The following is a 1,583-nucleotide window of genomic DNA, read 5'->3' on the forward strand; positions in this document are numbered from 1 at the left end:
CGACCGCCCGCCGCTTACCGCCGGCACCGCGTCACCAACGTCCGTTCCTCCTACAGTTAGCAACAGCGGAGCAGGAAGCCGCGTCGGTTGATAGTGCGCTTCGAGGGTTACTCACAGAAGCATATGCAGTCGGTTTGGTGGAAAGCAGCGACCTGACTGAGCGCGACAACATCGTGGCGGCGCTCCAAGCCGGCCGCCTACAAATAAGTGCCCCACAAAGGCAATCAGCCGACAGTGGCACACAGGGAGTTGCGGCTCCGATCAGGACGGACGATCCCGTCATAGCGCAGGACCGTCGTCGCGAGATAAATCGTCGACGTGACGAACTGCGCGCTGAACTTGCAGACGTAATGGATAGTCGTGCCTTATTGCTTGACCGCCGCGACGCGGAACGGGATTTCACGGAAGCAGTTGGACTGCATGCCGGTCGAATGACCAGTCTCGACCTCTTACCCCACATGGAAGATAGCGGGAGCGCCCGTGAAGAAGCGTGTCCGGTCTGTGGGAACAATCTAGACGTCCCTGACCCCGCCATATCTGACCTGAGCAATCGGCTCATAAGTCTACGTACGCAATTGACTGCCTTAGAGATGGCACCAGAGTCACGTCGCCAGGCGATTACGGGCTTGGAGACGGAGGCAGATCAACTTCGAGGCCAACTTTCAGCTATTCAAACGGCTGTTGAATCACTTGACGCGGCTGACCAAGTTGCACAGTTGGAACAAAATGCTGCCGCGACGAGGAACTACACACGGGGGAGGATCGATGCGTATCTGACTGTCATCGAAACCGGTGCAAGTTCGTCCTTGAAGAGGCTGCGCAACACTGTTACTGACGCGGCTCGACGTGTTTCCAGGCTAGAGGACGAAATGGATGGCGATTCTCAGCGCGAAGAGCTCCACTCTCGACTGAACGTCATCGGTCGCACGATGACCGAATACGCCCAGCGGCTAAATCTTGAGCATGTCGAAAATGGTGTCCGCCTCGATCTTTCCGCACTGACAGTGGTTACCGACACCAGTTCGGGCCCGCTTCCACTTTCGCCGATCGGGTGTGCAGCCAACTGGATTGGCTACCATCTTGCAACCCATTTGGCGCTTCACAAGTTTTTTGTGGAGAACGAAAGACCTGTGCCGAGGTTCCTAATGTTGGACCAGCCGACCCAGGCGTACTACCCATCCGATGCTGCAAAGAATACCGGCCAAGTTGCCGATGCGGACCGTACAGCCGTGCTGGCTTTGTTCACCGTGATGCGTGACGTTGTAGAGGAGCTCGCACCGCGAATGCAGATCATCGTCAGTGACCATGCAAATCTCGATGAACAATGGTTTCAAGACGCTGTCCAGCACGAGTGGCGGAACGGTGTACGGCTGGTTCCTCTGGATTGGATTACCGCATCCGACTGATCGCGAGGCTCCCCCGCTCCTTCGCAGGGTGAAACCGGCCCGATGATCGTAGTCATCAGGATCGTCGACATGCCCCATCAATTCAGGACCACTGGGTGAAGCGTAATTCTTTGTCGAGAATAGATCTTGGTCTCAATAGGTCAACGCATCACCGACGATAACGGATCAGCCCCAGAA

At 56.4% G+C, this 1,583-nt stretch carries 1 protein-coding gene; it reads left to right on the forward strand.

Annotation, left to right across the window (positions count from 1 at the left end):
* Positions 1 to 1,406, forward strand: a 1,406-nt coding sequence (locus H7C86_RS36860; RefSeq protein WP_220463519.1) for a DUF3732 domain-containing protein, incomplete at its 5' end; no start/stop codon positions are given.
* Positions 1,407 to 1,583 lie beyond the last annotated feature (177 nt).

It is taken from the genome of Rhodococcus sp. UFZ-B548 (genome assembly GCF_903819475.1).
GTDB lineage: Bacteria > Actinomycetota > Actinomycetes > Mycobacteriales > Mycobacteriaceae > Rhodococcus_F > Rhodococcus_F erythropolis.